The 26,986-nt window shown below is 61.3% G+C and carries 29 protein-coding genes; 15 read left to right on the top strand and 14 right to left on the bottom strand.

The genetic code is table 11. The features are described from left to right. Positions 1 to 44: 44 nt before the first annotated feature. The gene (locus tag AC07VY_RS14550; RefSeq protein ID WP_495074720.1) at positions 45 to 950 is read right to left on the bottom strand and encodes an AEC family transporter; all 906 of its coding nucleotides are present in this window, start codon (positions 948 to 950) and stop codon (positions 45 to 47) included. A gap of 69 nt (positions 951 to 1,019) precedes the next feature. Here AC07VY_RS14550 and xerD point away from each other — a divergent pair, with 69 nt between their 5' ends. The 4 genes from xerD (at position 1,020) to AC07VY_RS14530 (ending at position 5,922) form a co-directional block, all read left to right on the top strand. Beyond that, a complete protein-coding gene (gene xerD / locus AC07VY_RS14545; RefSeq protein ID WP_495098198.1) occupies positions 1,020 to 1,931 on the top strand; it encodes a site-specific tyrosine recombinase XerD in 912 nt (303 codons plus the stop codon). Positions 1,932 to 2,043: 112 nt separating this feature from the next. Continuing rightward, positions 2,044 to 3,618 carry an alpha/beta hydrolase family protein gene (locus tag AC07VY_RS14540; RefSeq protein ID WP_495098089.1) on the top strand — a complete coding sequence of 525 codons (1,575 nt, stop codon included), beginning with the start codon at positions 2,044 to 2,046 and terminating at the stop codon, positions 3,616 to 3,618. A 151-nt stretch (positions 3,619 to 3,769) separates the two neighbouring features. Further along, positions 3,770 to 5,053, top strand: a complete 1,284-nt coding sequence (locus AC07VY_RS14535; protein ID WP_495098090.1) for an acyltransferase family protein — start codon at positions 3,770 to 3,772, stop codon at positions 5,051 to 5,053. Between the two features lie 215 nt (positions 5,054 to 5,268). Then, entirely contained in the window at positions 5,269 to 5,922 is a 654-nt protein-coding gene (locus AC07VY_RS14530) for a PEP-CTERM sorting domain-containing protein (RefSeq protein ID WP_495098091.1), read from the top strand. A gap of 165 nt (positions 5,923 to 6,087) precedes the next feature. Here AC07VY_RS14530 and AC07VY_RS14525 read toward each other — a convergent pair whose 3' ends face one another. The 10 genes from AC07VY_RS14525 to AC07VY_RS14480 all read right to left on the bottom strand — a co-directional run bounded on the left by AC07VY_RS14525 (position 6,088) and on the right by AC07VY_RS14480 (position 14,447). Beyond that, positions 6,088 to 6,225, bottom strand: a complete 138-nt coding sequence (locus tag AC07VY_RS14525; RefSeq protein WP_495098092.1) for a hypothetical protein — start codon at positions 6,223 to 6,225, stop codon at positions 6,088 to 6,090. A gap of 393 nt (positions 6,226 to 6,618) precedes the next feature. Continuing rightward, positions 6,619 to 7,497, bottom strand: coding sequence for a Pnap_2097 family protein (locus AC07VY_RS14520; protein ID WP_495098093.1), 879 nt, complete (start codon positions 7,495 to 7,497; stop codon positions 6,619 to 6,621). Next, positions 7,494 to 8,768, bottom strand: a complete 1,275-nt coding sequence (locus AC07VY_RS14515) for an MSMEG_0569 family flavin-dependent oxidoreductase (RefSeq protein WP_495098094.1) — start codon at positions 8,766 to 8,768, stop codon at positions 7,494 to 7,496. The genes AC07VY_RS14520 and AC07VY_RS14515 overlap by 4 nt, the downstream gene beginning before the upstream one ends. Before the next feature lie 22 nt (positions 8,769 to 8,790). After that, a complete protein-coding gene (locus AC07VY_RS14510; RefSeq protein ID WP_495098095.1) occupies positions 8,791 to 9,078 on the bottom strand; it encodes an MSMEG_0570 family nitrogen starvation response protein in 288 nt (95 codons plus the stop codon). Positions 9,079 to 9,101: 23 nt separating this feature from the next. After that, positions 9,102 to 10,316 (bottom strand): MSMEG_0565 family glycosyltransferase, encoded by a 1,215-nt coding sequence (locus AC07VY_RS14505; RefSeq protein ID WP_495098096.1) that lies wholly within the window; start codon positions 10,314 to 10,316, stop codon positions 9,102 to 9,104. Then, positions 10,309 to 11,283: a sll0787 family AIR synthase-like protein gene (locus AC07VY_RS14500; RefSeq protein ID WP_495098097.1), complete on the bottom strand. Its 975-nt coding sequence runs from the start codon at positions 11,281 to 11,283 to the stop codon at positions 10,309 to 10,311. The genes AC07VY_RS14505 and AC07VY_RS14500 overlap by 8 nt, the downstream gene beginning before the upstream one ends. Next, positions 11,280 to 11,837, bottom strand: a complete 558-nt coding sequence (locus tag AC07VY_RS14495) for an MSMEG_0567/Sll0786 family nitrogen starvation N-acetyltransferase (RefSeq protein ID WP_495098098.1) — start codon at positions 11,835 to 11,837, stop codon at positions 11,280 to 11,282. The genes AC07VY_RS14500 and AC07VY_RS14495 overlap by 4 nt, the downstream gene beginning before the upstream one ends. A gap of 11 nt (positions 11,838 to 11,848) precedes the next feature. Next, a complete protein-coding gene (locus tag AC07VY_RS14490) occupies positions 11,849 to 12,931 on the bottom strand; it encodes an MSMEG_0568 family radical SAM protein (RefSeq protein ID WP_495098199.1) in 1,083 nt (360 codons plus the stop codon). Further along, positions 12,894 to 13,952 carry a Nit6803 family nitrilase gene (locus AC07VY_RS14485; protein ID WP_495098099.1) on the bottom strand — a complete coding sequence of 353 codons (1,059 nt, stop codon included), beginning with the start codon at positions 13,950 to 13,952 and terminating at the stop codon, positions 12,894 to 12,896. Before AC07VY_RS14485 ends, AC07VY_RS14490 begins: the two co-directional genes overlap by 38 nt. A gap of 12 nt (positions 13,953 to 13,964) precedes the next feature. Further along, a complete protein-coding gene (locus AC07VY_RS14480; protein WP_490589998.1) occupies positions 13,965 to 14,447 on the bottom strand; it encodes an MSMEG_0572/Sll0783 family nitrogen starvation response protein in 483 nt (160 codons plus the stop codon). A 345-nt stretch (positions 14,448 to 14,792) separates the two neighbouring features. On the opposite strand from AC07VY_RS14480, the gene AC07VY_RS14475 reads away from it, so the two are divergent. Beyond that, positions 14,793 to 16,184: an aminotransferase-like domain-containing protein gene (locus AC07VY_RS14475; RefSeq protein ID WP_495098100.1), complete on the top strand. Its 1,392-nt coding sequence runs from the start codon at positions 14,793 to 14,795 to the stop codon at positions 16,182 to 16,184. A 219-nt stretch (positions 16,185 to 16,403) separates the two neighbouring features. On the opposite strand, the gene AC07VY_RS14470 is transcribed toward AC07VY_RS14475, so the two are convergent. Beyond that, positions 16,404 to 17,894 carry a sensor histidine kinase gene (locus AC07VY_RS14470; RefSeq protein ID WP_495098101.1) on the bottom strand — a complete coding sequence of 497 codons (1,491 nt, stop codon included), beginning with the start codon at positions 17,892 to 17,894 and terminating at the stop codon, positions 16,404 to 16,406. Between AC07VY_RS14470 and AC07VY_RS14465 the strand changes: the two genes are divergently transcribed. The 6 genes from AC07VY_RS14465 to AC07VY_RS14440 all read left to right on the top strand — a co-directional run bounded on the left by AC07VY_RS14465 (position 17,887) and on the right by AC07VY_RS14440 (position 22,419). After that, entirely contained in the window at positions 17,887 to 18,927 is a 1,041-nt protein-coding gene (locus AC07VY_RS14465) for a substrate-binding periplasmic protein (protein WP_495098102.1), read from the top strand. The two genes, AC07VY_RS14470 and AC07VY_RS14465, sit on opposite strands and share 8 nt — an antisense overlap. 98 nt (positions 18,928 to 19,025) lie before the next feature. Then, positions 19,026 to 19,775, top strand: a complete 750-nt coding sequence (locus AC07VY_RS14460) for a substrate-binding periplasmic protein (protein WP_495111310.1) — start codon at positions 19,026 to 19,028, stop codon at positions 19,773 to 19,775. Between the two features lie 178 nt (positions 19,776 to 19,953). Then, positions 19,954 to 20,223 (top strand): MoaD/ThiS family protein, encoded by a 270-nt coding sequence (locus AC07VY_RS14455; RefSeq protein WP_495074401.1) that lies wholly within the window; start codon positions 19,954 to 19,956, stop codon positions 20,221 to 20,223. Between the two features lie 21 nt (positions 20,224 to 20,244). Continuing rightward, a complete protein-coding gene (locus tag AC07VY_RS14450; RefSeq protein WP_495098104.1) occupies positions 20,245 to 21,342 on the top strand; it encodes a sialidase family protein in 1,098 nt (365 codons plus the stop codon). A 130-nt stretch (positions 21,343 to 21,472) separates the two neighbouring features. Then, complete coding sequence (gene cynS, locus AC07VY_RS14445; protein ID WP_495074718.1) at positions 21,473 to 21,916, top strand: cyanase; 444 nt, start codon at positions 21,473 to 21,475, stop codon at positions 21,914 to 21,916. Positions 21,917 to 21,981: 65 nt separating this feature from the next. Beyond that, a complete protein-coding gene (locus AC07VY_RS14440; RefSeq protein ID WP_495098105.1) occupies positions 21,982 to 22,419 on the top strand; it encodes a ribonuclease HI family protein in 438 nt (145 codons plus the stop codon). Between the two features lie 22 nt (positions 22,420 to 22,441). Here the strand turns inward: AC07VY_RS14440 and AC07VY_RS14435 are convergent, their stop codons facing one another. Beyond that, positions 22,442 to 23,377, bottom strand: coding sequence for an AraC family transcriptional regulator (locus AC07VY_RS14435; RefSeq protein ID WP_495098106.1), 936 nt, complete (start codon positions 23,375 to 23,377; stop codon positions 22,442 to 22,444). Between the two features lie 50 nt (positions 23,378 to 23,427). Next, the gene (locus AC07VY_RS14430; protein ID WP_495074397.1) at positions 23,428 to 24,468 is read right to left on the bottom strand and encodes an aldo/keto reductase; all 1,041 of its coding nucleotides are present in this window, start codon (positions 24,466 to 24,468) and stop codon (positions 23,428 to 23,430) included. A gap of 196 nt (positions 24,469 to 24,664) precedes the next feature. Between AC07VY_RS14430 and AC07VY_RS14425 the strand changes: the two genes are divergently transcribed. The 4 genes from AC07VY_RS14425 to AC07VY_RS14410 all read left to right on the top strand — a co-directional run bounded on the left by AC07VY_RS14425 (position 24,665) and on the right by AC07VY_RS14410 (position 26,791). Further along, the gene (locus AC07VY_RS14425) at positions 24,665 to 25,057 is read left to right on the top strand and encodes a DUF1801 domain-containing protein (RefSeq protein ID WP_495098107.1); all 393 of its coding nucleotides are present in this window, start codon (positions 24,665 to 24,667) and stop codon (positions 25,055 to 25,057) included. Between the two features lie 21 nt (positions 25,058 to 25,078). Next, the gene (locus AC07VY_RS14420) at positions 25,079 to 25,897 is read left to right on the top strand and encodes a class II glutamine amidotransferase (protein WP_495098108.1); all 819 of its coding nucleotides are present in this window, start codon (positions 25,079 to 25,081) and stop codon (positions 25,895 to 25,897) included. A 75-nt stretch (positions 25,898 to 25,972) separates the two neighbouring features. Next, positions 25,973 to 26,215, top strand: a complete 243-nt coding sequence (locus AC07VY_RS14415; RefSeq protein WP_495098109.1) for a DUF2789 domain-containing protein — start codon at positions 25,973 to 25,975, stop codon at positions 26,213 to 26,215. Positions 26,216 to 26,380: 165 nt separating this feature from the next. Next, complete coding sequence (locus tag AC07VY_RS14410) at positions 26,381 to 26,791, top strand: YchJ family protein (protein WP_495098110.1); 411 nt, start codon at positions 26,381 to 26,383, stop codon at positions 26,789 to 26,791. Positions 26,792 to 26,986: the final 195 nt, after the last annotated feature.

Below are 26,986 nucleotides of genomic sequence, written 5' to 3'. Positions count from 1 at the left end.
CGCAGGCAATATCTGCACAGTCAGCTATATTTTTAATAGCAGCATCAATGAGCTAGCCCCAGGGCAAAAGGCAGGCTGAGTATGGCCAGCAGGGTAGACAAACTCACCAGGCTGGCCGTCAGCGCGCCGTCGTAGCCCATTCTGGACGCCAGCACATAGCAGCTGGATGCCGTGGGCAGGGCTGAGAACGCCAGCAGCACAGTGGTGTAGAGGGGCGACAAGCCCATGGCACGGGACATGCCCAGCGCCAGCAGCGGCAACACGCAATGCCGTATCCCCAAGATGCAGACGGCCAGCACCTTGGCCCGGGCCAGCGGCCCGAAGCGCATGCCAGCGCCCGCCGCCATCAGACCCAATGCGATGGACGCGGCGCCGATGCGGTTTACCGTGGGCTCCAGCCAGACCGGAATGGCGAAGCCCAGCAGGTTTGCCGCCAGGCCCGAGGCCGTGGCCAATATCAGCGGGTTGCGCAGCAGCTCGCGCGCAAAGCCGCGCTGGGCGTGCCGCGCCATGGGCCACACCGCCGCCACGTTGTAGATCGGTACGCAGATGCCGATCAGCACCGCCACCAGCTGTGGGCCCTGCGGGCCGGCCAGGCGCTCGGCCAGTGCCAGGGCGACAAAGGAGTTGAAGCGAAATGCCACCTGGGCCGTGGCTGCATGCTCGCGCCGGTCTATGCGCTTGCCGATGAAAGGCAGCCAGGGCAGGGAGTAGGACAGGGCGATGGCCAGCAGCCCGGTCGCCAGGCCGGCCAGTATCAGGCTGGAAGTGGCCTGCAGGTCCAGCGGGGTGCGCACAATCGACTGGAACAGCAGTACCGGGAACAGAAAGTAGTAGGTCAGGCTTTCCACCTGTTCCCATACCGTGCGGTTGAGGGCGGTGTAGCGGCACACCAGGTAGCCGCACAAAATCAGCGAGAAGTCGGGGAACAGCAGTTGCGCGTAGTACATCGCACCGAGAATAGCAGCCACCTTTTGTCCGTATTAGAAATTCACCATGATCCGTTCCACTGCCAGGGCCTGGGGCCTGCCTGCGTGAGCACCGACCGAATCGACGCCTTCATCGACGCCATCTGGCTGGAAGAAGGCTTGTCCAAAAACACGCTGGAGGCCTACCGGCGCGACTTGACGCTGTACGCCACCTGGCTGGCGCCGCAGCAGCGCGGACTGGACGACACGCGCGAGCAAGACCTGCAGGCCTACTTTGCGGCCAAACACGCCAGCACCAAGGCCACCTCGGCGAACCGGCGGCTGACGGTGCTGAAGCGTTATTTCCGGTGGGCCTTGCGCGAGCAGGTTATTACGGTTGACCCCACCTTGAAGCTGCAGCCGGCGCGCCAGGCTTTGCGCGTACCCAAGACCCTGAGCGAAGCCCAGGTGGAGGCCCTGCTGGCCGCGCCGGACACCGACACTCCACTGGGCCTGCGCGACCGCGCCATGCTGGAGTTGATGTATGCCAGCGGCCTGCGCGTCAGCGAGCTGGTGCTGCTGAAGACCTTCCAGCTCAGTCTGGGCGACGGCGTTTTGCGCACCATGGGCAAGGGTAGCAAGGAGCGCCTGGTGCCGTTTGGCCAGGTGGCTGCTGAGTGGCTGGAGCGTTATGTGGCCGAGGCCCGGCCCGAGATACTGGACGGCAAGCAGACCGACGACCTGTTTGTTTCCTCGCGCGGCAACAAGGCCGGCCGCGCCATGTCGCGCGTCATGTTCTGGATGCTGGTGCGCAAATACGCGCTGGCTGCCGACATCCATGTGGCCCTGTCACCGCACACCCTGCGCCACGCCTTTGCCACGCATTTGTTGAACCACGGCGCCGACCTGCGTGCGGTGCAGATGCTGCTGGGCCATGCGGATATCTCCACCACCACCATCTATACCCACGTGGCGCGCGAAAGGCTGCATAGCTTGCACGCCAAGCACCATCCGCGGGGCTGAGGGCGGTTTGCGTGTTGGCTGTTTGGGGGCAGCTTGTTCTGAGGAATGGTTGGCGCTTTGTCTGTTCAGAGCTTGCCCTGGTTAAGTTTGCTCAATCCCATTCCCGGTGGATGTGGGTGGGAATTTCGTCGGCACCTTTGCTAGCACCGGCGCGCTGGAGGCAGCGTATCCCGCTGCAGCCAACACAGGCAAGACGGCACTTGTCGGCACCACCAGCTATACCAGCAACGGAACGGCTTGGGCGCCCACTGCCACGGGATCTGGTTCTTCAACGGTGCCAGTGGCCGTATACGGTGCACGCGCTGCCGCCACCGCGCAAGCCAGCGCCGCAAAGCAGGCTATCGACTATGCCGATTCAGCCCAGTTCATCGAACAGTGGGCAGACCTTACGCAGTGGGGCGCAACGCAAGTCGCAGTCTCCGCAAACAAGCTGTACTGCTCTACGACGGGTACGTCCGGCGCTCAGCACTCCTGGTCTATCGGTGCAGGGGAAGCATCGCGCCTGCGTACAACTGTTGTAGTCCCCGCAGCTGGTGCTGGCGCAGCCCTAATATTTGTGGGCTTCGGCGTGGGCACTGCTGGCGCTGTGCTGGCCAATAGCAACGGTGTATTTGGCATTGGTATCACGGAAACCAACCAACCATTCTTCTGGCAGCGCGGCGTAAATGCCGGCGCTGGTGCACAAATCAACCTTGGCGGTGGTCTTGCTGCTGGCACGTACACCATTGACCTGTACGTGGATGCCTTGTCTATGTCCTTTGTGCTTAAGTCTACGGATGGGGCTACCGAGCGGCGTATCTCAAAATTGCGCTCGCTGGTCACGGGCGGCGCAAATGCCATCACCAACCTCTCCGTTTGGAACAGCGACACACGCCTGGGTTCTGGTATTGCAATCGGCCCGATCGCCATCCGTAAGTCCAATGCGACGGTAAACCCTCGCACGGGTTTCGACGGCACGAGTCCTTTCGCGGTGGCTACAACGGACGTGAACTCGCAGGGCATGCACATCGCTACGCCTGTCAACTACGACTCCCGAAAGCCAGCTCCGCTAATTCTGTTCTGCCACGGGAACCTGGGTGATCAGTACACGCCAGTGGACGATCCGCTCAATGCAACGACGTACCAAGCCCTATTGAATGCAGGCTACATCGTGGCCTCGCATCAGCAACATGGGAACAACTGGGGTAACCAGTCGGCAGTGGATGATCTGGTGATCCTGTATCAATACTGCATGGCCAACTTCGCAGTAAGCCACGTAGGTGTGATAGCGCAAAGCATGGGCGGCCTTTCCTCGCTCACGGCAATCGGGCAGAAGAAGATACCGGTGGAGGCATGGCTGGGCATCTACCCAGTTTGCAACTTGGCCAACCTGTACGCGCTGGGCACCTACACATCGGCGATCAACACCGCATATGGAATTTCAGGGGATTACGCAGCCAAGACAGCGGGTTATGACCCCGTGCTGAGTAACGCTTCTGTTTACACCGGCATCGACATGACGTTCTACGCATCAACGGGGGACACAGTGGTGCCAAAGGTCAACAATTCGGATGTGATGGCTACCCTGGTTGCCAGCACGGCCCGCACGGCGACTGAGCCCGGTGGAAATACCGGGAACCACGGTGACCCTTCGCATTTCCAGACGGCGAACTTTTTGGCGTTTTTTGCCGCTTCGTTTGCAGGTTGAAACATCTGGGCCTGCGCCCCTTTAGTTGGCAGTCTAAGTCGGAGACTTCCTCAATATTGAGGAAGGGCTCGAGGTGAATGCCGCCTAAATGACACGTTTTGTAAAGAATTTTGGCGTGTACTGGTACATTTGTTGCTTTGTGTAAACTTTGTTGTCAACGGAGTTTGCCGCATTTCTGCTCTTTTTTGAGCAGTTCACCGCAATTAATGCATTCTGTTTCAGCCAAAAGCTGGCAGTTTTGCCCTCAAAGGGATGTGCCAGTATGGAAAATTTTGAAAAAGTATTGAGCCGCTATCGTGGCATTGGGCCTGGTTTCGATTTCCTACGGGTATTTCTAGCCGTTTGCATCGTTTCGGTGCATTCGGTACTACTCACGGGTCATCGAGACATTTTTGACCAATCCTCTGCTTGGTTCCTTGAGTACGCGTTGGTCCCAATGTTTTTTGCATTGAGCGGTTTTCTGATAACTGCCAGTGCGATGCGTCTATCGCTGAAGAATTTTCTTATCAATCGAAGCCTTCGAATCGTTCCGGCTTTGGCTGTTGATGTATTTATTTGCGCATTGGTGATCGGGCCCATTTTTACAAAAGTTGCGTTAGGAGATTACTTCTCGGATAGACAATTTCACGGATATTTCTTGAATGTGATTGGTCGAATTCACTATCTTTTGCCGGGAGTATTTGAAGAAAATCCGACGAGAAATGTGAATGGTGCTCTGTGGACTGTTCCCTATGAGATATTTTGTTACGTTTTAGCCTCTTTCTTTATCATCGCAAAATGGCTGCCCAGCAAGGTCAAAGTTGCCGTATTCACAGCGGCTCTGTTGGTAATAGGTGCCGTACTAGATACGTCTGGCGTAATTGCAGGCTTCCCTGCAATCGTACAGACAGTGCTGAATCAGCTGCTGTTGAGCCGAGAAGCTCAAATCGTAGAAGCGTTCCTACTGGGTGTTGTTGCCTACCAGTGGAGAGGTTCCATTAAATATAGTTGGACTATTTTTGGAGTATGCATTGGAATTTGCATTGCTGCATCGTTGCTGCCTAACTATGCTCAAATGAATATAGCTCGGTTGGTTTTGCTTCCTGCGCTAACTTACATCACAGTTTTTATCGGATTAACAGAAGTTCCAATTCCCAACTACTTTAAGAAGGGTGACTATTCTTATGGTATTTACCTGTACCACGACCCTTTAATGCAGGCTGTCATTAGTTTATTCCCTGCTATAGCGCTCTCTGGTCTAGGAGGCACGCTGTTCACTTTGGCTTGCGGCTTGACGATGGTATTGGTAATGTCGAATCTGTCCTGGCATTTCATCGAGAAACCAATATTGGCAATGCGCAAGAAATTCTCATTTGTTGCAAGAGTTCGAGATTTGGGAGAGGCGGAAAAGGCAGAGAAGCCTGCTGCCACAGTTGCGCCTTCGCTAAAGGTTTAGCGATCCTTAGCGGAGGACTTCATTTGCTATATCCCCATCCCCTACCGGTGAGTCATGGCTTCGCTTCCGCGTCCTCTATTGACAAGTCAACGCGGAATAAATTCACGGTTTGGTGGTTTGTCGTAGCGCACCCTGGTGAAAACCCGTAACAAAGCTTTACAGTTCCCTAAGCCCTCTAACTTTAGGGGGCAAGTTTTTTATGGGTAGGGAGTCTGATGTCTAAGATTTTTTTAGCTGCAGCCGCTTTCATGTTGGTGACTGCAACAAGCACGTTCGCAGCTCCGGTTGTAACGTTCGCGAACGGGAGCACGTCCGAAGCTGAGTCAGCTTTCGCAAAATGGCAGTCTGGAGTCTCCGCCTTTAGCGTTGATCAGCTGGGTGGTGCTTCAGGAAGTCCTTTCGCTGTCACCACCATTGCGGGCAACAAGTTCACCACAGTGGATGATCAAATGTCCGTTGCTACGAGCAATTCGGGCGTGTTGCAAGGAACGGTGCTGGTAGCCGCGCGGGCGGGGAAAAGTACCGATATAGTTTGGACACTTGCCACGCCGTCCAATGCGTTTGGTTTTTTTGGCTATGACTTAGACAACGGAACTCTCAAAGTAACTTTCTCTGATGGCAGCGTAAGCGTGTATTCAGACCCCACGATGGGCAATGAGTTGTCATCTTTCTGGGGTATCAGCGGTTTGGGAAAAGACATATCGTCTATATCAATCTCAACTACTGACTCTGGTGGCATTTCAAGTTTTGATCGCTTTGTTAGTGGAGCTTCCGTTGCTAGCAATACGGTGCCTGAACCCGGTTCCGTGGCGCTCATTGGCATTGGCTTTGCCGGCTTGTTGGCTGCGCGCAAGCATAAGAAAGCCTGATCAGCGACCATCACGTCAACCCGCTTCGGCGGGTTTTTTATGCGATCTATTCCCGTCCCCTGTCGGTTATTCCCATTCCCTTCGCCGCGATTGAGGGTGTGCTGGTGGTGTTCTATGGCGCCTATTCCCTGGTGGCCGGGTACTGATATCAGCTGACTAAGAAATTCAGCTATCTGCAGATAGGTCGGCTATTCGGGCCTGAGACGCCTGGCCCTCAATAGGCAGTTCGTCTTCGCCACCGCCGCAGGCGGTTAGCGTGATGGAGGCAGCGAAGAGAACGGCTACGGCGATGAATCTAAGCATGTCGGTTCCAGAAGAGTGATCGATGCCACTATTTTTCATGGCATCAATAACCCTTCTTGGTACTACTTCACGCTCAGGAACACGCATTTCGACGAGCGGCCATTACTAAGACGATCGAGCGGAATTAATCGACGATTTCCCACCCTCTGCCGGTAAGGCTGGGACTTTGCAAATTACCTTGGCGTGGCATTTCTTTTGGCCGGGGTGCGTAAAAAGGGATCCATGCGATAGGTTTTTGAATTTTTAAAGTATGCCTAAATTGATAGCTGCCAGCGCAGGTTTAATCTGCGCTGGAGGCATATTTTCTTTCTAATTATTTGGCGGTGATGAACAATCTGTGCTTGCAGGTCTTGCCCGTGAATTGCGTGCTTCCCTAGGCGGCGGCGTGAGGGTTCAGGTGCGCAAAGCCGACTGCATTTCATCGGCGTACACCGGCGCCAGCTTGCGGGTGACAACCCGGGCAATGCAAGCACCATCAGACTGTCGCAGTACCGTACTTTGATGGCATAGCCCACCCTCTTCCTTCCCCCGTGGCTGCAGCTGGATGCGTACGCTGTCGCCCAGGTCCAGGTTGCCGTGGAACACCAGTTCACGTTCGCGCAGCGCTGCCGGCCGGCCCGGTGGCTGGGTGTGCAGCATCCAGGCCCACTCGGCGCGGTCCACCATGGCCTGGAAGGTGCTGAAGTACAGCAGGTCGGCTCCGTTGAAATCGTTGTTGGGGCAGGGGGTGAAGTTCAGCGTGTAGGCGGGCTCATTTGCAAGCGTGGGTTCCATGGCCCGGTGCGCATGGCCCCGCTGCACGAAGGCTTCGGCGGCGGCCCATAGTTCGGGGTCTGACGCGTATCTGCCGGTATCGGCCATGGCGGCGCGCACCACGCTGCGGTTGCTGCCCGATTGGGCGCGGCGCACAAACACAGACAGCATTTCCACCCGTGCTGCAGTTTGGCCCTGCGCATGCAGCACATGGCGGCTGTAATGCTGGGCTCGGCCCACGGCCAGGCATTGGCTGGCAATGGTGAATACATCGTTCTCACCGATCTGCTCCAACTTTCCACCGGTGATACGCACCAGGGTAAAGGCGGCGTAGACCTTGTGGCCCTGCGTATTGCGGAACTCCGGCCGCGGCAGGCCCTGGGCTTGGGCGATGCCCTGCCAATGGCGGTCGCCGCATTCTTTGAGCAGCCAGTTTTCCGACAGTCCGTTGACGTTGAGCTGCGGCATGCCGGCGGTATAGCGCCCGACCTGCGGTGCTGTAGATGCATGGATGGTCATGAGAGTAGTTCGGCCATTTCGGGTGCGTGGTGCGGTTCGGCTGTGCGTGCTTCAATCTGCTCCGCCAGGTACAGCGCATCGCGCGCCACACCTGAAAAGCGGCCCGAGCCCCAGGTGTGCAGCCAGGGCAGGCCCAGAAAGTACAGCCCAGCCTGGGCCGTGACGCCGCGCACATGGCTGGGCTGGCCACGGCCGTTGAACACCGGCAGGTCCAGCCAGCCAAAGTCCGGCTGGAAGCCTATGCACCAGATGACCGACGCTATGCCTGCCTCGCGCAGGTTCAGCGCCGGGCGCTCTTCGCTGGGGTGCCAGGGGGCGGTGTAGGCCTCGCCGGGCGGCGCATCAATGCCGGCTTTGGCGATGAATTTGTCGATACTGGCGTTGATGCCGTTGTAGATGCGGTCGGCGTGGTCCAGGTTCTCGGCCAGGTTGGACTCGAATTGCAGGGCCTCACCGTCCAGTCCGGTCAGCAGGCCATACAGCTCCATGCCCTCGGCGGCGAATTTGCGCAGGTCGATGTCGCGCCCGCCGTCGCGGCCGGTGACGTAGTGGTTAGTGTTGTCGCGCACGCCCTCGCGCAGCGGGTGCTCGTGTACCGGCATGTCGTAGTAGCCCATGTCGGCCAGCCAGTCCACCACGTCCTTGCCCCGGTAGAAGCGCGCGCAGCGCGGGGCGTTGCCGGTGGCCAGCACGACTTTGCGGCCTGCCAAGTGCAGGTCTTCGGCAATCTGCGCACCCGACTGGCCGCAGCCCACCACCAGTACCGCACCGTCCGGCAGGGCTTGCGGGTTGCGGTACTGCTCGGAGTGCAGCTGCAGTATGTCGGCCGGCAGGCGCTCGGCCATGCGCGGGATGATGGGCTGGTGGTAGCCGCCTGAGGCCACCACCAGCTGGTCGGCGGTGTAGCCGCCGGCCGAAGTTTGTACCTCAAAGCCCTGCGAGCCGCGTCGGCTGACGCGCTGCACTGCCACGCCTTCGCGCAGCGGCGCGTTGACGTGTTTTTTGAAGCCCTCCAGATAGGCCAGGATTTCCTGCTTCTTCATGAAGCCATGCGGGTCCGGGCCGGCATAGGGCCAGCCGGGCAGGGCGCATTGCCAGTTGGGCGTGACCAGGCTGAAGGCGTCCCAGCGCTGGTTGCGCCAGGCGTGCATGGGGGTCTGCTTCTCGATCACCAGGTGGTCGATGCTGCGCTGCTGCAGGTAGTAGCTGAGCGACAGACCGGCCTGGCCGCCGCCGACGATGACGACGCTGTGGTGGGGTGTTTGGGACATGGAATTTCCTTTGGATTGGGGGTTATTCGTGGAAGGCCAGCACTTCGACCTCTGCGTCTGGCGTGGCTTCAAAGCGGGCTGCGGTTTGCTCCAGCTGGGCCAGTTGGTCCATGGCGGAGGAGCAGCTGAAGCCAAACTTGGCGCGTACCCGCTCGGAGGCAATGTTCAGCGCCTCGCGCACCTGTGCCATGAACTGCGGCAGCGGGTAGCGCGTGCCGGGCTGGAAGTAGTCCTTGATGACCAGCGACGGTGAATAGCAGTGGCTTTGCGTGGCGTCAGGCCAGCGGATATCGAAATGCATGGCGGGCATGGGGGTAGGGCTCCAGGTCGGGGTTAAACAGAAAATGCGGCCGCCGTGGCATGGCGGGCCAGGGCCAGGTGGGCGCGGTACAGGTCGGCATGGCGCGCCGCGCTGGCGGCCCAGCCAAAGCGCAGGCATACCGCCGGGGTGCGTGCCAGAGACGGCTTCCAATGCGGTGCCAGCGCGGCCTGCATGGCCTGGGCTATGGACGCGGCGGACATGGGGTCGGCCCAGCAGCAGTCGGCGTCACCCAGGTATTCGGTGAATGGCGCCTGGCGCGACACCACCACCGACGTGCCGCTGGCCAGTGCTTCCAGCACCACCAGGCCAAAGCCTTCGCGCAGCGATGGCATCACCAGCGCATCGGCGCGGCGGAATAGCGCGGGCATGTCGGCATCGGGCAGCGCACCGGTCAGCACCAGGTCGCGGCCCGGCCCGGCCTGCAGTCCGTGGCTTGCGGCCAGGGCATGGAACTCGCGTGCATAGCCGCTGTGGTCCAGCAGGCTGGAGCCGCCCGCTAGCACCAGTTGGGCCTGCGGGTGCTGGGCGCGCAGCAGCACAAAGGCCTGCAGTATGCGCAGCGTGTTCTTGCGTTCCTCTATGCCGCCCACGGCCAGCAGCAGCGGCGCAACCGTGCCGCCACGCAGGCCCCAGCGGGCGGCTAGCGCGCCATCGGTAGCATCCGTAAGAGGTGCGTACCGGTTGCAGTCCACGCCGTTATGTACCAGGGCGGCGTCCACGCCATGCTCGCGACGCAGTACGTCGCACCACAGCTGGCTGACGCACAGTACCTGCTGCGCAGCCAGAAATCCGCGTTGCTGCCAGACGGCCAGCCGGGCGTCGTCAAATTGGTCCAGGTGGTGCACGGTGCGAACAAATCCGCCCACCAGGCCCTGCGTCTGCAGGTCGGCCAGCCCATTCGCGCCCAGCGGGTCCTGGGCGTGGAAGATGTCGAACTGTTCTGCTTGCAGCAATGGCGCGAGGTGTGTCTTGAAGGCTTCAATGCGCGAAGCGACCATATCCACCATGCCACCGGGGGCGGGTGCCACTGGCACCAGCTGCAGCCGGCACGGCAGCGGGCGGAACATGGTTTGGCCGGGCAGGGCGGGCGCGAACACCGTCACCGCGTGGCCGGCCCGGTGCAGCGCATGCGCCAGCTCCAGGGTGTGTACCACGCCGCCGCGCGGCAGCACGGAATGCGTCAGCAGCGCAATCTTCAGCGGCGGTGGCGAGCCGATGTCACGCATGGGCCAGCTCCTGCGGCGGCAGGATGAAGTTTTGCTGCGCCACGTTCCATAGCAGGCTGCGCTCTTCGCCCTGGTGCAGCCAGACCTCGGGCGCGGCCTGCACGCTACCCACGTCAGCACAGGCAATGCCCCGGGCGTGGAAGCGTGCGCATACCGCGTCGGCCTGTTCGGGCGCCACGCTCAACACAAAGCCGTAGCTGGGGAAGGACTGCAGCCAGCGCAGCAGCGGCACGCCTTCAGGGCGGGGAATGGCGTCTACGTCGATATGCGCGCCCACGCCTGAGCATTCCAGCAGCATCAGCGCCGTACCTATGGCGCCGGCCATGCTGATGTCTTTGGCGGCGGCGCACAGGCCGTTTTCGGCCAGCAGGGGCAGCAGCTCCAGGTCGGCGCGCAGGCGCTCGGCGGGGGCGCCAGTGGATGCATTCCAGTAGGGGTGCGGCTCCTGGTAGGCGCCGCGCAGGTCCACGGCCATCAGCAGGCGCTGGCCGGGCTGCGCATCGAAGCTGGTCAACAGCTTGCGCGCCCGGCCCAGTATGGCCACGGCCAACTGGCCTTTGTCGCTGCGGTGGTTGGTGTGGCCGCCGACGATGGGCACGCCGTAGCGCCGCGATGCCTCGGCCATGCCGGTCAGCACCTGCGCGCTGTTCTCCTGGCCCTGGCTCCAGATAGCATCGACCACTGCGATGGGGCGCCCGCCCATGGCGTAGATGTCGCTCACGTTCACCATCACGCCGCAGTAGCCGGCAAACCAGGGCATGGCCTGCACAAAGTCTTCTACAAAGCCTTCGATGGCGAACAGCAAGTAACCATCGCCGTCAGGAATGGCCGCACAGTCGTCGCCCAGGGCCACGGCGGTGTGGGCTGGCAGGCCCTGGCGCAGCAGGGCCATGGCGTCGCCGATGTCGCGCTTGTGGGTAAAGCCGCGCCCACCGCGCAGTGCTGCGGCCAATTCGTCCAGCGTCATGCCGCACTCCGGCTGGGTACGGCATAGCCCCATAGCGGGTCGTAGCAGGGTGGGTAGTGGGCCAGGTCGGCCTGCATCAGGTCGTGCGGCCGGCCGTGCAGGGTTTCCTGCTGCAGTACCTGCCAATGCAGGCGTTTGAACAGCGGGGTGTTCTGGCTTTGCACATGGGCCAGGAAGATGCGGCAGCCGCGTGCATGCGCGCTGCTGACGGCCAGGCGTATCAGCGCTGCGCCCAGGTTTCCGTGGCGGCGAAAAGCCGCGTCCACCGCCAGCCGCGAGCCCCACCACAGGCCAGGCTCGCTGCTGTGGATGCGCACTGTGCCCACCACCTGGTCGGGCATGCCGCCCAGCTGCGACACCGCCACCAGGGTTTGCGCCTGGGTGTCTATGGCATCGGTGTCGTCGTCCACAAACACGGCTTGCTCGGTACAGAACACGTCGCGCCGCACACGCCGGGCCTGGGTGATCTCCCAGGCGCTGTCGGCCCACTTCACGCGGAAGGCGCGGGGACGGTAGTCTTGCGGCAGGTCGCACAGGCGCTCGGTGGTCAGCATGGCGTGGCCTTTCAGGCGGACTCAAAAACGGACAGGGATGAGCAGGCGCCGCACTTGCCGCAGCCGGCCTTGATGTCGGTCGAGCGCAGCCCGGCCTGCGCCACCATGGCGCCCAGCGGCTTGAGCAGGCCCTGCATGAACTCGGCCGATGGCGCGGGGTGGTCTTCCAGCGGCGTGCCGCTGATGGGTACAAAAGGTACGACGAAGGGGTACACGCCCAGCGCCAGCAACTGCGCCGAGATGTCGAGAATGGCCTCTTGGCTATCGCCCAGGCCGGCCAGGATGTAGGTGCTGACCTGGCCCCGGCCGAACGCGCGCACCGCTGCTTCGAAGGCCTGCATGTAGCGGCTGATGGGCACCTGGGCCTTGCCGGGCATGATCTTTTCGCGCAGCGCGGGCGTGACCACCTCCAGGTGCATGCCCAGCGTGTCTATGCCCGCGTCCTGCATGCGCTGGAACCAGCGGTCATCGTCCGGCGGCTCGCACTGGGCCTGCAGAGGCAAGTTGACTGCGGCCTTGATGGCCACGGCGCTGTCGCACAGCACCTGGGCACCACGGTCGGTGGCATTGGGCGTGCCGGTGGTCATCACCATGTGTTTTACGCCGTCCAGCCGCACGGCAGCAGCGGCCACTTCGGCCAGCTGGGCCGGGGTCTTGTGGGCAATGGTGCGGCCCGCCGCCAGCGACTGGCCTATGGCGCAGAACTGGCAGGTCTTCTTGCGGCTGGCGTAGCGTATGCACTCCTGCAGCACGGTGGTGGCCAGCACGTCCGAACCGTGCAGTGTGGCGATGTGCGAGTAGGGTACACCCTCGGCGGTTTTCAACCCGTAAAAGCGCGGCGCGGGCGGGAAGGCGATTTGCGCGATGGGAATGCTGCCGCGCGTCAGCGCGCTGCGGCCTTGTGCATCGGGCACCTGGGCCACAAAAGGCGAATTCCAGGCGCTGGAGGTATGCACCGGCACCATGATGGTGTGGCCATCCACCACCACCGCCTTGTGGTCGGAGGGGCCGGCACCGCCCTTGCGGCTGGCCACGCCCGCGTGTTCCGCGCTGGGGTCAGCCAGCCGCAACCCGAAGGACTGCAGCTCGGTCATCAGCTGCTTGCTGGCGGGTGATGGGCTCAGGTTGGGCGTGTGCATGGTCGGGGCTCCGGGGGGTAAAAATCGGGGCATGCATGGCATGCATGGCATGCGTGGTTTCGGCTGGCGCATCGTTGATGGCCAGGCTCAGCAGCTCGGGGCGGGCGTAGTGGCCCACTGAATCCATCATGCGTTTGCGCTTGGTGATCAGGGCCATGTCCAGGTCGGCGATCACCATGCCTTCGCCCTCGGTCAGTGGCTGCGCCAGGTGCTTGCCCTCGGGCGAAATGATGGCCGTGTGGCAGCCGCCGCGCAGTGCCTTCTGCAGGCCGGCGTCGGGGGTGATGGACTGGATTTGCGCGTTCGTCAGCCAGCCCGTGGCGTTGATGACAAAGCAGCCGGATTCCAGCGCGTGGTGGCGGATGGTGACTTCCATCTGCTCGGCAAATATCGGCCCGACCAGCGAGCCGGGAAACTGCGCGCAGTGGATTTCCTCGTGCTGCGCCATCAGGCTGTAGCGGGCCAGCGGGTTGTAGTGCTCCCAGCAGGCCAGGGCGCCGACGCGGCCCACAGCGGTGTCCACCACCTTCAGCCCGGCGCCGTCGCCCATGCCCCAGACCATGCGCTCGTGGTAGGTGGGGGTGATCTTGCGGCGTTTGAGTGCCAGGCTGCCGTCGGCATCGAACACCAGCTGGGTGTTGTACAGGCTGCCATGGTCGCGCTCGTTCACGCCCACCACCACCACGATGCCGTGGGCCCGCGCCCGCTCAGCCACGGCGGCCGTTACCGGGCCGGGCACCACCACCGCTTGTTCATACAGCTTGAGGTGGGGTGCGCCCTGCAATACCGGCGGCAGCACGAACGAGAAATAGGGGTAGTAGGGCATGAAGGTCTCTGGGAAGACCATGATTTGCACGCCCTTGGCTGCGGCCTCGTCGATGGCCCCGCACACACGCTCCAGCGTGCCCTCGGGGCGCTCCAGGTCCGGGGCGATTTGCACCGCTGCGGCACGGACGGTACGTGGTGTGGAAGCCATCGTCGTGTGTCCTTACAGCGTCCAGGTGTCCAGAATGACCGCGTTGGCCTTTTTGTGCAGCAGCACAATGTCCAGCACATCCAGCGGGTTGATGGGGCGTATGCCTTCTATCAGTGCGCCTTCGCCATGGCCGTACAGCGCTTGTAGTGCGAAGCGGCAGGCGTAGACCTTGCCGCCCTCGGCCATGAATTTGGTGATCTGGTTGTTGAAGTTTTGGTGACCGGGGAAGGCCTCGTCGCCCAGCGTGGGGAAGCCGCGCTGCACGCCCAGCGTGACGCCAGGGCCGTACAGCAGTACCGAGGTCTCGAACCCCTTGCGCAGCAGGCGGGTGGCTTGCAGCAGGTTGACGAAGCCGATAGAGCCTTCAAACGCCACGGTGTGGAAGGTGACCAGGGCTTTCTGGCCCGGGTCGGCCTTCACGTCTTCAAAGACCTTTTCTTCGTAATCGACCAGGAAATCGCCTTTGGCGTTTGCGGGCTTGGTGACTTTGGGCATGGAAATACTCCGTTAAAAGCGGGTGGATGAAAGGGATGCGCCCCCAGCTTTTCGCATGCTCTGTGCCACCGAAAACGCAATGCCATGCAATCAAGTCGCCATCAACCAAGCCAGGCGCATGCGGGCCGTTCGAAATATTTTTTTCAAGCCTGTATGAGGGGGATTGGTAGGTAAAAAAGCGCACTGCTTTGATGCGATTTCCGTGCGATCAATGCACCCGATAAAGTGGTTTTGTGCACCTGCAAGATGCGCAATCAGTACCCGTGCCGGGTGTGAAACTTGCGTCATTGATTGCACGCACATGCGATCAATGAATGCGATCAAGTTGAACGGACCAGTCACACCATGCAAAAAACCCCTGTCCACTGGATCAAGAAGCTGCAAAAGAGCGACAAGCCCGCCTATTTGCTGATGGCCGACTTGATCGCAGACGATGTGCGTACCGGCCGCCTGGTGGCCCGCGACCGCCTGCCCACGCTGCGCGAGCTGGCCGAAGACCTGGGCCTGAACTACACCACCGTGGCACGCGGTTACAGCGAGGCGCGCAAGCGCGGCCTAATCGACACACACGCCGGCATGGGTACCTTTATCCGGGGCAGCAGCCCCAGCCTGCCGCTGCGCGGCGGCAGCGCGGCCGAGATGACCATGAACCTGCCGCCCGAACCGCAAGACCCTGCGCTGCTGGTGCATATGCACGACACCGCCGCCGGCGTGATGGCCAGCGCCGACCTGTACGCCTTGCTGCGCTACCAGGACTTTGGCGGCAGCACGCACGACCGGGCGGTGGCCGCGCACTGGTTGCGCCGCCGCCTGCCGGCTTGCCGGGTGGAACAGGTGCTGGTCTGCCCCGGCATTCACAGCGTGCTGACGGCGCTGTTCTCGCAACTGGCCCGCCCCGGTGAACTGGTGTGCGTCGAGGCGCTGACCTACCCGGGCGTGAAGGCGATTGCCGCCCAGTTGGGGATACAGCTGCACGCGCTGCCGTTGGACGACGACGGTCCGAGTGCCGAGGCCTTCGAGCACGCCTGCAAAACTTTGCACCCCAAGGCCCTGTATTGCAACCCGACGCTGCTGAACCCGACCACGGCCACCGTCAGCCGCTCGCGCCGCGAAGCCCTGGCCGATGTGGCGCTGCGCTATGCCATCCCCATCATCGAAGACGATGCCTACGCCATGCTGCCACTGGACATGCCGCCGACCATGGCCGCGCTGGCCCCGGGCCTGACCTACTACGTCACCGGCTTCGCCAAATGCTTTGGCGCCGGCCTGCGCAGCGCCTATGTGTGTGCGCCCGGTGACCGCCAGGCCCAGCGCCTGGCCGGTGCCATGCGCGCCACCACGGTGATGGCGTCACCCTTCACCAATGCGCTGGCCACGTTCTGGGTGGAAGACGGCACGGCCGAAGCCATGCTGCAGGCCATACGCGCTGAGTGCACGGCTCGCCAGGTGATTGCCGAGCGCTACCTGGCGCCCTACGGCATGCTGGGCCACCCGCAGTCCTTTCACCTCTGGCTGCCGGTGAAAGAGGGCTGGAGCCCGGTCGAGTTCGCAGCCCATTTGCGCAGCCAGGGCGTGGGCGTGGTCGCCAGCGCCGCTTTCTCCACCGATGGTGATCCGCCGGATGCCGTGCGCATCTGCCTGGGCGGGCCGACCAGCCTGGACGATTGCGAGCGCGGCATGCATCTGGTGGCCGACACCTTGCTGCACCCGGTGCACCACCACGCTACCAACCTTTGACGTCATGAGGCAGCCTGGGCCGTCGCTCGGTTCGCCATGCTGCTTTGCGTGCTATGGATTTATGGGAAAAAGTTAAGTGTCAAATAGGCCACTGGCGCTTATATCCTCTGCGGTAGGTGCTACAAAAAAGATACTTTTTTCATCCTTCCAACCAGGAACAAGCGCCTGCCGTACAAGGCTTTTTGAGGCTTCTGGTGGGTGGGGCGTGCCTGCTTTCCGCTAAGCAGGGGCGGGGTCACGGTGCGCCGCCACCCTGGGTATCCTCAGCATGAAGACGGTACCTTGCCCCAGGCTGGATTCCACATCGATGGTTCCGCCGAGGAGGCCTGACAGCAGGCTATACACAATACTCAGCCCCAGGCCAGATCCACCGGCACCCATACGGGTGGTGTAGAAGGGGTCAAAAATCCGGGACACGTTCTCAGGCGCAATACCCGCACCATCATCCGATACGGTCAAGATGATCTGCTCGTCGGCCTGTGCCGCGCTGATGCGCACCGTACCTTTATGGTGTTCAGAGAAAGCATGCAGCACGGCGTTTTCAAACAAGTTGCTGACGATCTGCCCCACCGCGCCTGGATAGCCTTCCATCTCAATGCCTTCGGGCACATCAATCTGCAGTTGTACCGACGCGTATTTGCGAACCACCGATACGGATGCCAGGGTTTCTCGGATCACTTCCTTCAAGTCGAAGCGTCTGCGCCGCAGGCTTGTCTGGTCCACCGCGATCTGCTTGAAATCCTGGATCAAACTGGCCGCCCGGTTGAGGCTGTTGATGGCAATTTCGGCGCCTTGCGTTACCTGCTCCAAGTATTGCTTGAGCTGGGTTTTGGTAAGGCCTTGGTCCATGCTTGCGAGAAACTCCTGGGTCTGCCCAACAATCGTGCTCATCACCAGCAGGCCATTCCCGATGGGTGTGTTCAGTTCGTGGGCTACGCCGGCCACCAGTGAACCCAAGGAGGCCAGCTTCTCGGACTGGATCAGGCGATCTTGCGCCTGCTTCAAATGTTGCAGGGCTTCCTCCAAATGGGTATTGGCCAGGCGTACTTCGGTGGTGCGCAGAAGCACCCGCTCTTCCAGCGCGTCTACCGATTGCGCGAGTGCTATTCGCATGCTGTCGAGCTGTAGGCTTAAAACCCCGAACTCGTCTTGGCGCAGCGCGGGCACGGCCGTGCTGAGGTCACCTGTCGAAATTGAGGCGGCACTGGAGCGCAGCAAGTTCAACGGCCGGTGAACCCGCCGGTTCAACCATATGCTGATGAGCAGCAGAGACGCCACAAATTGACAGCCCACCACAGCCGCCAGCAACCAGGACGAATTGAGTGCCTCGCTTTGGGCTGAATCTGTGGCATAGGCGAGGCTGATTTCGCCCAGCGGGGTACCCTCCTTGTCAATTTGCCTGCTGACTTTGATGGCGGTATTGCTGGGGTTCTGCGGACGATGAAACTCCAACAACATCGCGCCCGTGGCGTCATGCACCTCCACCCAGCTCACTGAGGGATCAGCCACTACGGCCTGCAGCAAGGGATGTGCGGTATCCAGCGCCACATTCCAGAGAGGCAACACCAGGCCAGCTTGTAAAAGATCGGCAAACTTCTCTGCCTTGGCCCGCGCATCGACGTCGATGGCTTTTTGCCAATTGAGGGTCAATAAAACCAGAATGGCGATCGCACCCGGAATCACCAAGGCCAGCATCAGGACGATGAACAAATCGCGCCGAAGACTGCTGGTGGGCTTGCTGCCTACCATGAGCGGCTGCGCCGGACCCATGTCAACAGCAGCCCCAAGGGCATGTGTTTTTCACAGTGTTTTTAACGGCTGTTGCCGGCTGGTTCGGGCGCATCGGCAAATTGTCGGGCACTCCTACCAGGGGGTCAATTGGACTACTGGTTTATCCTGCCTTGCCAAAACACAGGTCCCCGCGTTCAATGAAAAAGTATCTTTTGCAATATCCTTTGACGGCGCGCAGTTCTACTTGGATGGCTGCATGAATACATACCGGAAGCATTTTTTCTCGCTCGCCATCTTGGCTGCCAGCATGGCAGGCGAGTGCGCCCCTTGGGTTTTGCGTGCTGCGGCCCAAGAGGGGTCGGCTCCAAAATTCATTGTGTCGAATGGCACCGCGACCGGGCATTGCCCCGATATCTTGCATGCGATCGAGCAGGTCGATAAGGACCTGCGTTTCAGTATTGCACCCATCGCCATGCCAATCAAACGGATTGAGAAAGAGATCCGAGCGGGGACGCAGGACATCATGTGCGCCTTGCTTGAGTCTCCGACCCGTAACGAGATTGCCCAGCGAGTTTCCACTCCGGTCTATACCGTGCGTGAACGCCTGGTTGGTTTGCGTGACGATGAACAGGCCATCTTCGGATTTGATGATCTGGCCCGCGTTGGAGGCTTGGTGGCGACCCAGAACGGAGCCAGCTACGCCCAAAAGTTGCGAGAGCACCAGGTCAAGGTCGATGAATCCAGCAGTTCCGTGGCTCTGCACAATATTGTCAGGAAGCGGGTTCGCTATTTCTACATCAATGAACTGACGGCCATCTACTACATCAAGGCCGAAGATCTGGAGGACAAACTTTATCTGTTGCCGGTCATCATGGGACGAACCCAAAGTTATCTGTGGGTAGGGCGGCAGGTAGACCCCGAGGTGTTTCAAAAGCTGGATGCCGCGCTGGCCAAACTCAAGAAAAATGGCACGCTGGACCGCATCTATCGCAGCTACGGCGGTACAAATTGAAGGGGCTTTCTCTTGCTTGGCAATCGAGCAGCTATCGAAAAACCGAGGTTGTCAAAATGACCAGCTTGTTTTCACGTTGCAGTGGGTTTGCACTTTTTTTGCTGTTCCATACCGCTGCCGTAGAGGCCCATTGCAGCAAGCTCATCGTGACTGCCGATCCGGCATATCCACCCATGCATTGGTATGACGGCGAGCACCTTCAGGGTGCCAGCATAGAAATTGCCAAACGCGTCCTGGACGAGTTGAAGATACCTTACGAAGTGCGCTATGTTGGCCCCTTTGCGCGGCTCGTCAAGCTCGCTGAGCGCGGCGAGGTCGACATGGTTGCCACGCTTAAAAAAACACCCGAGCGCGAGCAGTTTCTGCTGTTCACCAAGACGCCCGCTCTGTCCAATCCGGTGGCGGTGTTCCAGTCGCGCGAGCACCCATTTCCCTTCCAAGGTCGGGGTGACCTGATCGGCCGCAAAGGCGGTATCACCCGTGGCAATATGTTTGGTGATGATTTTGATAGTTTTCTCAGCACCAAGCTCAATGTGGAACCCGCAGACAACCCGGAAAGCAATTTCAACAAACTGAAACTGGGGCGCATCGACTACTTCATCACCGGCTACTACGTGGGTATGGCCTACCTGCTCAAACGTGGCGACGAGCAACGCTTTATCCCAACGTCGCCGTATGTGGTGGACACCCCCAACTATCTTGCGCTCACGCAAAAAGGCAGTTGCAGCGACAAGCTGGATGCCATCGATGCCAAGCTTGCCCAACTGACGAAGTCCGGCGTGATTGACGAACTGGTCAAGCTGAGCTTTGCGCGTTGGAAAGCCCATCCGACGGTGGTTGAGAAATAGAGCGCCTATGGCAATAGTGCTATTTATTTTGATGAAATTCATAAATGTTGAATAGCCTGCCAGCGCAGGTAGTACCTGCGCTGGCAGCTATCAAAAAGATACCAATTTCTTCAAAAAAATCGCGCTGCGGGTAAGCCCCGCGTTGACCAGCACGGGCGCGCTTCGCACAATCCGGCCCATGGTTACCGTGGAATTCGCTCCCAGCCTGCGCCGGCATATTGACGTGCCGGCCCAGCAGGTCGCCGCCGGCCCGCTGCGCGCCGTGCTAGAGGCGGCGCTACAGGCCGCGCCGGCGCTGGGCCACTACGTGTTTGACGACCAGCGCACGGTGCGCAAGCATGTGGCGGTGTTCGTCAACCAAACCCTGGTGCATGACCGCGTGCGGCTGGACCTGCCCGTGGCCGCTGGCGACAAGGTGCTGGTGGTGCAGGCCCTATCCGGCGGATGAGCGCCTTTTTTTGAAAGCCCAGTGATGCATACCTTGCTTGTTGGCACCCGCAAAGGCCTGTTTACCGTGCAAGGCACGGGCAAGACCTGGCAGATACGCGACCACCACTTTGCAGGCGAGCCCGTCAGCCAGGTGCTGGCCGACCCGCGCGACGGCAGCTGGCTGGCCGCGCTGCGTATGGGGCATTTCGGCGTCAAGCTGCGCAAAAGCTTGGACCACGGCGCGCATTGGACCGAGATCGCGGCTCCGGCATTTCCAACCAAACCAGTCACTGGCTCTGACGCGGACGACCCCACGCCCTGGAGCGTGGACACCATCTGGTCCCTGGCTGCGGGTGGCGCCAGCCAGCCCGGAACGCTCTGGGCCGGCTGCCTGCCGGCGGGCTTGTTCCGTTCGGACGATGGCGGCCAGAGCTGGGCGCTGAACCGCCCGCTGTGGGACGAACCGCGCCGCCGCGCGTGGTTTGGCGGTGGCTACGACGTGGCTGGCATCCACTCCATCCTGGTGGACCCGCGCGATGCGCAGCATATAAGCCTGGGCATTTCCTGCGGCGGGGTCTGGCAAAGCCGTGACGGCGGCGCCAGCTGGAGCCTGACGGCCGACGGGATGCGTGCACCCTATATGCCCGAGGGCAGCCAGGAAGACGGCAACACGCAGGACCCGCATCGCATGGTGCAGTGCGCCAGCGCACCCGATGTGCTGTGGGTGCAGCACCATGGCGGCATTTACCGCTCGACCGACGGCGGCCAGCAGTGGCAGGCCATCGCAGCGCCCGCACCTTCGGGCTTTGGCTTTGCCGTGGCCTGCGACCCGGGCAATTCGCAACGCGCCTGGTTTGTGCCCGCGCAGGGCGACTACTGCCGCATACCAGTGGATGGCCGCGTGGTCGTGACCCGAACCGACGACGGTGGCCAGAGCTTTCAAACCTTTGACCAGGGCCTGCCAGGCGCACATGCTTACCACCTGGTGTACCGCCACGGCCTGGACGTCAGCGCCGACGGCCAGACCCTGACCATGGCGTCCACCACCGGCGGCCTGTGGCTGAGTGTGGACGCGGGGGAGAGCTGGCAGTGTGTGTCGAACGATTTGCCGCCGGTAGCCGTGGTGAGGTTTGCGTAGGTCTTGTTTTTGCTTGCAGTTTGCTTGCTATGGATTTGCAAGCGAAATCCATAGATGAAAACCGCTGCTGGCGCAGAAGATATCTGCGCTGGTTGCTATCAAAATGGATGCAAATTCTCAAAAGGACGCCATGAACCGCAACGACATCACAGAGAAGATCATCACCGTCAAGGTCGCCAAAGGCATCCAGTGGGCCGCCGTGGCGAAGAAGGTCGGTCAGTCCAAGGAATGGACGACAGCCGCCTGCCTGGGCCAGATGACCTGTACGCCCGAGCAGGCCAAAGTCATAGGCAAGATCTTCGGCCTGAACAGTGAGGAGCAAAAGTGGCTGCAGGTGGTGCCGTACAAGGGCTCGCTGCCTACGCCCGTGCCTACCGACCCGCTGATCTACCGCTGGTACGAGATCGTCAGCGTGTACGGCACCACGATCAAGGAGTTGATCCACGAAGAGTTTGGCGACGGCATCATGAGCGCCATCGATTTCAGCATGGACATCACCCGCGAGCCTGACCCGAAAGGCGACCGGGTGAAGGTGGTGTTGTCGGGCAAGTTCCTGCCGTACAAGACTTATTGACGTTTATTGAGGCCAGGCTCCGTGCTGTTGCATCCTGCAGAATGCGGCACTACTGAAAACGGCTTATGGACCCCTGGATTGTTTACTGTGATGGCAGCGCCGTGCCCAACCCCGGCCGCATCGGCCTGGGCGCCGTGCTGGTCGCACCCGACGGCACGCGCCACACCCTGTCCCAAGCGGCGCACACCCATGGCTGCAACAACGAAGCCGAGCTGCGCGCGCTGATGGCGGCGCTGCAGGCGCTGCAAGCCTTTGGCGCCCACGCGCTGCGTATCCATTGCGACAACAGCGTGGTGGTAGAGCAAATCTGCAGCCCCCAGGCCAAACCTATCGTGCGCCTGGCCGCCTTGTTTGACGCGGCGCGGGCGCTGTTCCAGTCGTTCGAACAGGCCGAGCTGCTGTGGATACCGCAGCACCGCAACGCCGAGGCAGATGCCTTGGCCCGGGCTGCATTGGGAATCACGGCGCCGCGCGTGGTCAAGACGGCCAAGAAGCGACGTTAGCAGCTGTATCAAGCGATGGCCGCTATACGCCGTCCGTGTTGAATCTCCCCGCAACTTGTTTGCGGAATTGGGTCGGTGTCATGCCCTTGACTTCCAGAAAGCGGCGGTTGAAGTTGGCCACGTTGTTGAAGCCAACGGCATAGCACACGCTGGATACATAGCTGTCGCGTTCCATCAGCAACTGGCAGGCTCGGTTGACGCGCAGGCGGTTCACAAAGTTGGTGAAGGTCAGGCCCGTGGCCTTGCTGAAGAAGCGCGAGAAAGCACTTTCGCTCATGCCAACCAGGCCGCTGACTTCACCTACCGACAGCGCCTGGGCGTAATGCTCGTTTACATGCGAAATCACTTTGTTGACCACCGAGAGCGTGTCGTCCGAGCCGTTGAACGTCACATGGTCGGACGACAGCAGCCGGTAATCCTGGCAGCGGTTCAGCAGGCACAGCAGGCTCGCGAATTCGGCAAAGCGCTCCAGGCCGTGGCTTTGCTTGATGCGGTAGAAGCGCTCGCGCACTGCCTCGCTCAGCCCGAAGAATTCAATGCCATGAAGGGCCCGTTCCAGCAAGGGCAGGGTTTCTTCGAGTTCGCTGATGGCGCGCATGCCGTCGCGCAGCGGCGCCTCGCGGAACTGGATCACCAGGCTGCGCACCGCCAGGCCATCGGGCGGCAGATCCGTCGAAACCCAGTTGTGTGGCACGCGCGGACCGGTCAGCACCAGGTGGCCAGGCTCGAAGAAGCCGACGTAATCGCCCACAAAGGCCTGGCCGTGTGCGCCCACGATCAGTTGCAGCTCGTATTCGTCATGGCAGTGCCAGCGCTCCAGCGGGGTGGGGCTGCCGTGCTCGACGCAGCGCACAAACTCCTTGCCAATGTCCGCCTCGTAGCCCAGACGCGGATCGCGCAGCAGATCGTGCTCGACCTCGGGCGATAGGTTTCTACGGGTAGACAGGACTTGTTTCATCGCGGACGGACAGGGGCCTGAAGGGCTGTTGCAGAGGTGTGCTCTTTTCTTTATACGGCACGGGTGGGTGCATCGGCACGCACCAGGCCCGCGGCCTTCAGCTCATCCCATAGCGCGACTGGTATCGGCAAAGTCATCCAGCGCGCGTTCTGCTCGGCCTCGGCGCGGGACTTGGCCCCGGGGATCACCGTGGCTACCGATGGATGGCCCAGCACGAACTGCAGTGCCGCAGCGGCCAGCGGCACCTGGTGGGCGGCGCAGATTTGTTCAATCTTGGCGACCTTGGACTTGATCTCGGCGGTGGCTGGCAGGTAGTTGTAGCGTGCATCGGGAGTCGCGCCGGTCACCAGAATGCCGGAGTTGAACGGCGCCCCAAGGATCACCGAGACGCCTTCCTTCACGCAGCGTGGCAGGAAGCTATCCAGCGCGCCCTGTTCCAGCAGGGTGTAGCGCCCGGCCAGCAGAAAGCAGTCGAATGGGCCCAGGTCCATCAGGTCTTCGCAGGCTTCGAACTGGTTCACGCCGGCGCCATATCCACCGATTACACCGGCGCTTTTCAGCTCCTGCAAGGCCTTCAGCGCGCCGGTTTCCACGGTCTTCAGCGCGGTACGGTAGTTCTCGCCCTGCGACCACTCGTCGCAGTCGTGGATCAGAAGCAGGTCGATGCGGTTCATGCCCAGGCGCTGCAGCGAGTCCTCGAACGAGCGCATCGTGGCGCTGTAGGAGAAGTCAAACTGCGGCGCGAACGGCAACTCGTCCACAAAGATGCCGCCCTCGGACGGCTTGAGCTTGGCCGGCGGCACGCGGCCATGCGGCTTCAACAGCCGGCCAACCTTGCTGGACAGCACGATGGATTCACGCGGCAGCGCCCGCAGCGCGTCGCCCAGGCGACGCTCCGACAGGCCGTGGCCATACAAAGGCGCGGTGTCGAAGTAGTTGACGCCGGATTGCTGGGCCGCCAGCACCGTGTCTTTTGCCACATCGTCGGGTACGGCGGCATAGAGGTTGCCCAGCACATTGCCGCCGAAGCCGAGGGTAGTGATATGAACGTCGGTATTGCCGACTTTGCGTTGTTGCATGGCGATGGTCATGGTGTGAGTCGTGAGAATGAGGCAGGCGAGTGCACCAACGATAAATAAAAACAGGGCCGCGCCCGGTACGCATCTGCGCGATGCTGGTACGTATCTGCCGTCGTCGGTGCAGGAATACCCCAGCTTGAAATAGCCCACCCAGGACGAGACGGTACGATGTCAGGCATCGGCAAGATGCCGGCATGCGAGGACGGACATGGCAAAGAACCTGGCGAACCCCGGCGAATCCGCCGCCGAGTTGATAGACGCGCGGATCGCGGCACTGGACGGCTGGCGCGGCCAGATGCTCGCGCAGATGCGTGCGCTGATCCTGCAGGCCGCCCCTGGCGTAGTGGAGGAATGGAAGTGGAGCGTTCCGGTCTGGTCCCTCGCCGGCATCATCTGCACTGGCGAGGCCTACAAGAGCGCAGTAAAGCTGACTTTTCCCAAGGGCGCGTCGCTGCCAGACCCGGCTGGTCTGTTCAATTCCAGCCTGGACGGCAAGGTCCGGCGGGCCATCGATTTGCACGAGGGGGACGCCATCGACGCAGAGGCCTTCAAGGCGCTGGTGCGCGCAGCTGCGGCGCTGAACCAGGCCCAGGTCCGGTAGCCGCCCGCCGAGTCTGCAGCCATGTGCGAACTACTGGCCTTGTCCACCTCCGAGCCGGCGCAGCTGACGTTTTCATTGAAGACGCTGGCCTCGCGCGGCAGCGCCACGGGCGGCGTGCACGATGGCTGGGGCGTGGCCTTCTACCAAGGTGTGGATGTGGCGCTGTTCCGCGAGCCGCTGGCCGCGGGGGATAGCGCACTGGTGCGTTACCTGGAAACCCAAGGGCCCTGCACCTACCTGGGTATCTCGCATATCCGCCACGCCACCCAGGGCAGTGTGGCATTCGTCAATACCCAACCGTTTGTGCGCGAGCTGGGTGGGCGCACCCACAGCTTTGCCCACAACGGAACCTTGCGCCAGCTGGAAAGTGGCACCATGTTTCCGCTGGCTGGGCACCACCCCGTGGGCCAGACAGATTCGGAATACGCGTTTTGCGCGCTCATGGCACGCATGCAAAACCTGTGGGCCACTGGCAACGTGCCCAGCCTGGAGGCGCGCATGGCGCTGCTCACGGAGTTTGCGGCCGATCTGCGCAGGCTGGGGACGGCCAACTTCATGTACTCGGACGGCGATGCCCTGTTTGCCCATGCCCACCGGCGTATCCATGATGGCGCTGATACCGCAGAACCCCCCGGTTTGTGGATGCTGCAGCGCCACCGCATACCGGCCGAACCTTCCACCACGCACGAGCATGGCGTCGCCATCGACGCAACAGAGCACAGCGCCTTGCTGCTTGCCAGCGTGGCGTTGACCGACGAGGCCTGGCGCCCATTGGAGGAGGGCGAGCTGGTGGCGGTGCGCGAGGGCATTTTGCTGGCGACGCAGCAGGGCATGCGGTAACGCGCCAGCGCGGGCGGTGCTGTAGTTGTCCAGGCAGGTATCGCCGGACGGCTGTAAATGCGTTAAGGTAAGCATATGGACATATCTACACACCAGTTTCATGGGCTTTTTGCACAGCTGGGACTTCCCTCGGACCCGCAGGGCATTGCCAATTTCATCGCCACGCATAGCCCCTTGGCCAGCCATATTGCTTTGCCGGATGCGCCGTTTTGGTCAGCAGCCCAGGCTACGTTTCTGCGCGAAGCCTTGTTGCAGGACTCCGATTGGGCCGAGCTGGCCGATCAACTGAGCGAAGCCCTGCGGGCGCCGGGCGCCTGAGTCACCAAAAACGCACAAGAAATAGGCCGCTAGCCTTATGCTGCCTGCGTGGGCAGCAATCATATTTATAGCGTTTTGGTGACACACTTTGCATATGCTCCGGCAAGCTCGCCGGAGCCCGGCGCGGTTTAGCGTGCCGGTAGCCAGCATTGAAAATACAACCCCATGAAGAAGAATTTGCATCCTGCCCATGCGCCGTGCCCCTGCGACAGCGGCAAACCTTACGCTGAATGCTGTGCGCCTTGGCACAAGGGCATGACAACCGGCGACTACGCGCCCACGGCGGAGGCTCTGATGCGTTCGCGCTACAGCGGTTACGTGCTGGGTTTGCTGGAATATTTGCTGTTTACCTGGCATCCGTCCAGCGCACCGGGCGATTTGGAGCTGGCCCCCGTCAAATGGCTGGGGCTGGAGGTGCGCCATGCGATGGAGTCTGGCGACGCTGGCGTGGTGGAGTTCGTGGCCCGTTGCCGCGACAACGGCCGAGCCCAACGCATGCATGAAACCAGCCGCTTTGTGCGCGAAGACGGGCGGTGGTATTACATCGACGGGCAAATGCACGGGCCGACAGACTAGCGCGGGCAGATTTCCGGGTATTTGCTATGCTATTAATAGCGTTTGACGCACGCAGCATTTGCGCTACACCTGGATTTTTTCCAAACTTACAAGGCGTACAAAAGTCGCCAATGTGACAAAAAAGCGGCTTTCCTGACTTCACAGCTAAGATGATAGGCAGATGGCGGCAATCTGGCACGGTGGATGCTGGACTGA

Source organism: Rhodoferax sp. GW821-FHT02C08 (assembly GCF_059421805.1).
This window is presented reverse-complemented; position numbering and strand designations above follow the sequence as displayed.